Source organism: Paraburkholderia sp. SG-MS1, from assembly GCF_012275575.1.
Lineage (GTDB): Bacteria > Pseudomonadota > Gammaproteobacteria > Burkholderiales > Burkholderiaceae > Paraburkholderia.
Genome location: NZ_NPIH01000177.1, coordinates 1 through 5,020 on the forward strand (window position 1 = coordinate 1; position 5,020 = coordinate 5,020).

Sequence of the window (5,020 nt, forward strand, 5' to 3'; positions counted from 1 at the left end):
CGGCTCGGTTCGCGGGCCCGCCGCATGCTGCGGCGTGCTCGGTCTGAAGCCGACGTTCGGCCGTGTGTCGCGGCACGGCGTGGCGCCGCGTGAATCGTCGCTCGATTGCGTTGGGCCGTTTGCGCGCGAGATGTCGGTGCTGGTGGCCGTGATGCAGGCGATCACCGCCGACTTCGACATGCATGCCGCGCGCGCATGGCAAGGGGGGTGCAAGGTCGGCATCGTGCAGGCCGATGCGATGCCAGCGATCACCGCAGCGCTTGCGCGCGCGGCCGACATGGCCGGTTGCACTGCTCACGCACTCACGCTCGACTGGCTGTCGGCCGCGTTCGATGCGGGCCTTGCGGTCATCAACGTGGAGACATCGCGCGCATTCGGGCATCTGGTCGAAACCGGCAAGCTCGGCGCCGACCTCGACATACGGCTGCGCGCCGCGGCGAACACCACCGCCGCGCAACTCGACGCGGCGCAACAGATTCGCCGGCAATTCACCGCGGCCGTCGACCATGCGCTCGATAACGTCGACGTGCTGATTCTGCCGACGCTCCCCGCTCTGCCTATCACGCTCGACGAGGCGCGCGGCGGTGCGTCGGTGATCGGGATGTCGTCGCTGATCCGGCCGTTCAACCTGAGCGGCCATCCCGCGTTGAGTTTGCCGCTGCCGCTCGCGGGTTCGCCGCTGAAGGCGGGTTTGCAGATCGTCGGTCGCAAAGGACAGGACGAACAGGTCTGCGCGGTTGCGGCGCGTTTCGAAGCCGCTCTTGCCGCCTGAATGCGATCGGGATCGGGCAGGCCTGAACGACATCAGGTTACGCATGCCGCCGCCTCTCATGGCGGCGCGTCGTGTGCGCTCTCGCTTGTCGCTTACTAACGGAGTCAAAGTCATGCAGAAAAGAGTCGTGCTCGTCACAGGCGCCGCACGCGGCCTAGGCGCCGCGATTGCCGCCCGTTTTCACGCGGCTGGCTATGCGGTTGCGATCGGCGACATCGCGTTCGCCGCCGCGCAAGCGCTCGCGCGCGATCTGAGCGCCGACGGCTCCAGCGCGTTCGCGCTGAATCTCGACGTCACCGCGAAGACCGCGTTCGAAGCCGCGCGCGATGCGATCCTCCAGCGTTGGGGCCGCGTGGACGCGTTGGTCAACAACGCGGGCGCATCCAGGGTCGTCCCTGTGATGGAGATTACCGCCGAGCAGTTCGATCAGGTGATCGACGTCAATCTGCGCAGCGTGCTGTTCGGCTGTCAGGTGTTCGGCCAGCATTTCGTCGATGTCGGCCAGGGGCGCATCGTCAACATCGCGTCGCTGGCGGGACAGAACGGCGGCTCGGCGACCGGCGCGCATTATGCGGCTGCCAAGGGCGGCGTGATGACGCTCACCAAGGTGTTTGCGCGCGACCTCGGCGCGGCCGGTGTGACCGTCAACGCCATTTCGCCGGGTCCGATGGATTTGCCGATCGTGCACGAAAGCGTCGCGCCGGAGAAGCTCAAACCGGTGATCGCCAATATTCCCGCAGGGCGTTTGGGCTCGGCGGAGTACGTCGCCGATGTGGCGGTGATGCTCGCCGCGGAGAATGCCTACTTTGCCAACGGCGCGTGCTGGGATGTGAATGGCGGGTTGTTCATGCGGTGAGGGAGCGTCGATGCGCGCGCTGCGTCGCCCTCGCACTCACGCAGTCAGCCAGCCGCGCCATCCTCTTCCCACACCGCCATCACTTCGCGCACCAGCATCGCGATCGACGCCGCGCCGAGTTTGTCCTTGATGCTCGCGCGATGCACGTCGACCGTTTTTACGCTGATGGACAGATCGCTCGCAATGCGTTTGCTGCCTTTGCCGTCGATCACCCCGCGCAGCACTTCCGTTTCGCGCGCGGTCAGTGACTCGATCCGCCTGCGCAGCTCGCGCTGCTTCTGACCGGCGAGGTGCCGCTGCGCGCCTAGCTTCAACGCATGTTGCACGCGATCGAGCATCCGCTGCGAGTTATAGGGCTTTTCGACGAAATCGATCGCGCCGTTCTGCAGCGCGCGCACGGACATCGGAATGTCGCCGTGACCACTGACGAAAATGATCGGCAACGTGGCGTCCCGCCGGTTCAACTCCGCTTGCACATCGAAACCGCTTTGCTCCGGCATGCGCACGTCGAGCACAAGACACGCGGGAATCGCCGGATCGAACGCAGCGAGAAACTCGCCCGCATTGGCGAAGCCCGCCGACTTCACCCCGACCGATTCGAGCAGCCAGGCGAGCGACGTGCGCATGCCGCTGTCGTCGTCGACGATGTAGACGATCGGTGCGAGGGCGGGACCGGATTGCGGCGAGTGAGGCATGGAAGGCGCGGGAGCAGTTCGTGATGGGGCGATTCGGACGTGTTGCGCGAACCATCATAGCCAGCGAAAAAAGCCATGCAAAGTGCTAGTTACCCTGAAATTCAACCTGAATCGGCGCTGACAACCCACGCACGTGCTCGCCATTCGAATCAAATGTGCACCAGGGCACAGAGGACGCATGAGGCATTGGGGAAAACTTTAGACACGTTGGGAAAGACGCCCACCTGCGCGCCGCGCGTGCGGATTTGTTTCCGGATCCGGATTGATTACGCTTGAGTCCAGATCAGCACCCACGATGCCGCGCCCTCAAGGAACCGAGATCATGACCACGACCCCGCCCCCGCTCGCGACCGCCGACGGCGACGCCTACCTCAACGAGAAGCAGCAATTCCGTCAGGCGATGGCGCATCTGTGCGCGGCCGTCAACGTCGTCACGACCGCCGGTCCGCATGGACGCTGCGGCGTCACTGCGAGCGCGGTGTGCTCCGTTACGGATACGCCGCCCACGCTGCTCGTCTGCCTGAACCGTTCGAGCGCGATGCACGCGACCTTCGAAGGCAACCGGCATGTCTGTGTCAACGTACTGCCTGGCGAGCACGAGCTGCTCGCGCGCCACTTTGCAGGGATGACCCAGGTGCCTATGGAAGAACGCTTCGGCTGGCCGATCTGGGACGACGGCGCACACGGCGTACCGGTGCTGCGCGATGCGCTCGCGAGCCTGCAAGGCGAGATCGTCGATCTGAAGGAAGTCGGCTCGCACTCGGTGATGTTCGTGAAGACGATGCGTATCAGCGTGCGCGCCGATGGTGACGGGCTAATCTATTTCGATCGCAATTTCCATCGCATCAAGCGGGTCGCGTCGTGTTGAAGGGGGTGAGCGGGGTGAACGGCGTGAACGGGCGGCTGGCTGTGCTCGCCTGCTCTGCTCCACGGTGACCTGAATGCGAACGCATCGGCGCTGCTGGAGCGGTGCCCTGTCGCGCAACAACAAAGCCGTCGACGTCATCGACATTTACGCTTAGGAACTCGAATGTTCCCGTAGAAGCGCAACCATCGGACCCTCCGCCTCCCTCGGTCAATAGAGCAAACTGCCGACGGCAAACCCGCCGCGTACAGTGGACAATGTGTTGATCCGGCTTCAGCCTCGGAGTGTCCATGAAAGCTCAGCGTCGGCGTCCCCCGCAGTTTCCCGGCGAGCAGCCGCATGCCGAATGGCGCGATCACACGCTGCCCTTCGTGATCGTGGCCGCGCTCGTCGTGCTGGCGATCACGCTGGTGATCTGGCTGGTCGATCCGGCGCCGCCGAAAACCATCACGATGAGCGCGGGGCCGCGCGACAGTTCGTTTCTCGTCACCGCGAATCAGTACCGGAAAATCCTCGCCCGCAACGGCGTGCGGCTGAACGTGCTGGAGTCCGATGGTTCGGTGCAGAATCTGCAACGACTGCTCGATCCGAAACAGCATGTCGATATCGCGCTCGTGCAAGGCGGTGTCGCCAGCGGGGTCGACACGTCCTCGCTGATGTCGCTCGGCAGCCTTTTCTATATTCCGGTGGTCGTGTTCTATCGCGGCACCGGCGTGACCCAGCTTTCACAACTGGAAGGCAAGCGCATCGCGATAGGCCGCGAAGGCAGCGGCACGCGTCTGCTGTCGCTCAAGCTGCTGGATGCGAACGGCATCGAACCCGGCGGCGGCACCGTGCTGGTGCCGAGCGACGGCTTGCAGGCCGCGACCCAACTGGTCTCGGGCGAGGTGGACGCGGCGATCCTCAGCGGCGACTCGGCCACGCGCAGCCTGATGCTGCGCCTGCTCAAGGTGCCCGGCATTTCGGTGATGAATTTCGAAGAAGCGAGCGCGTATACGCGGCTCTTTCCGTACCTCGATCAGATCGACCTGCCACCTGGCGTGCTGGATCTGAAGTACCGGATTCCGGCTGAAACGGTGCATCTGATCAGCCCGACAGTCGAACTCGTCGCGCGAACCAATCTGCATCCGGCGATCTCCGACCTGCTGATCGAAGCGGCACAGGACGTGCATGGCATGCCGGGACTGTTGCAGCGTGCGGGGCAATTCCCGAATCCGACCGCCCACGAATATCAGATCAGCGAGGACGCGCAGCGCTATTACAAGACCGGCAAAAGTTTCCTGTACCGCACGCTGCCGTTCTGGCTCGCGAGTATCGGCGACCGCACGCTGGTGCTGTTGCTACCGGCGGCGGTGCTGCTGTTTCCAGCCATGCGTGTGATTCCCGCGCTTTACCGCTGGCGCGTGCGCTCGCGCATTTATCGCTATTACGGGTCGTTGATTGCGATCGAACGCGACGCGCTCGCCGATTCGACCGACGAAGAGCGCCAGCAGCTCTTCGCTCAACTGGACGAAATCGAGGCGTCGTTGAACCGGTTGCGCATGCCGCTCGCGTATGCCGACGCGTTCTATGTGCTACGCGAACACGTCGGCTTTGTGCGCAGCCGGCTGGCGGCTGCGCAGCGGCAAGGCAGCACCCCGTAGAGGGGGTGACGAGGACTTTATGCTTCGGGATTGGCCGGGGAATTGGCCGACGAGTTGGCGGGCGCTGACACCGTCTCGTTCGACACTGCCGGCTCGGTGGCGCTGGCCTGCGGCTTGCTATCGCCATCGGACGCGTTCGGCGCGTTCGTTGCTTCAGCTGCATCGACCGTCGCGCTCGTCGCTCCGGTT

General features: G+C 64.4%; 5 protein-coding genes. 4 read left to right on the top strand and 1 reads right to left on the bottom strand.

The annotated features are described in order from the left end of the window. A partial coding sequence (locus tag CIC12_RS13965; protein WP_168664691.1) for an amidase family protein occupies nt 1-772 on the top strand: 772 nt, incomplete at its 5' end. Between the two features lie 112 nt (nt 773-884). Continuing rightward, nucleotides 885-1,628 carry an SDR family NAD(P)-dependent oxidoreductase gene (locus CIC12_RS13970; RefSeq protein WP_168664692.1) on the top strand — a complete coding sequence of 248 codons (744 nt, stop codon included), beginning with the start codon at nt 885-887 and terminating at the stop codon, nt 1,626-1,628. 44 nt (nt 1,629-1,672) lie between these two features. Here CIC12_RS13970 and CIC12_RS13975 read toward each other — a convergent pair whose 3' ends face one another. Further along, nucleotides 1,673-2,323: a response regulator transcription factor gene (locus tag CIC12_RS13975; protein ID WP_168664693.1), complete on the bottom strand. Its 651-nt coding sequence runs from the start codon at nt 2,321-2,323 to the stop codon at nt 1,673-1,675. A gap of 322 nt (nt 2,324-2,645) precedes the next feature. On the opposite strand from CIC12_RS13975, the gene hpaC reads away from it, so the two are divergent. Continuing rightward, nucleotides 2,646-3,191 (top strand): 4-hydroxyphenylacetate 3-monooxygenase, reductase component, encoded by a 546-nt coding sequence (gene hpaC / locus CIC12_RS13980; protein ID WP_168664694.1) that lies wholly within the window; start codon nt 2,646-2,648, stop codon nt 3,189-3,191. 287 nt (nt 3,192-3,478) lie between these two features. After that, nucleotides 3,479-4,831: a TAXI family TRAP transporter solute-binding subunit gene (locus CIC12_RS13985; protein ID WP_168664695.1), complete on the top strand. Its 1,353-nt coding sequence runs from the start codon at nt 3,479-3,481 to the stop codon at nt 4,829-4,831. Nucleotides 4,832-5,020 lie beyond the last annotated feature (189 nt).

Coding starts and splice junctions, on each gene's coding strand:
- CIC12_RS13975 (WP_168664693.1), bottom strand. CDS start 2,323: ATGCCTCACTCGCCGCAATCCGGTCCCGCCCTCGCACCGATCGTCTAC.
- CIC12_RS13985 (WP_168664695.1), top strand. CDS start 3,479: ATGAAAGCTCAGCGTCGGCGTCCCCCGCAGTTTCCCGGCGAGCAGCCG.
- CIC12_RS13970 (WP_168664692.1), top strand. CDS start 885: ATGCAGAAAAGAGTCGTGCTCGTCACAGGCGCCGCACGCGGCCTAGGC.
- hpaC (WP_168664694.1), top strand. CDS start 2,646: ATGACCACGACCCCGCCCCCGCTCGCGACCGCCGACGGCGACGCCTAC.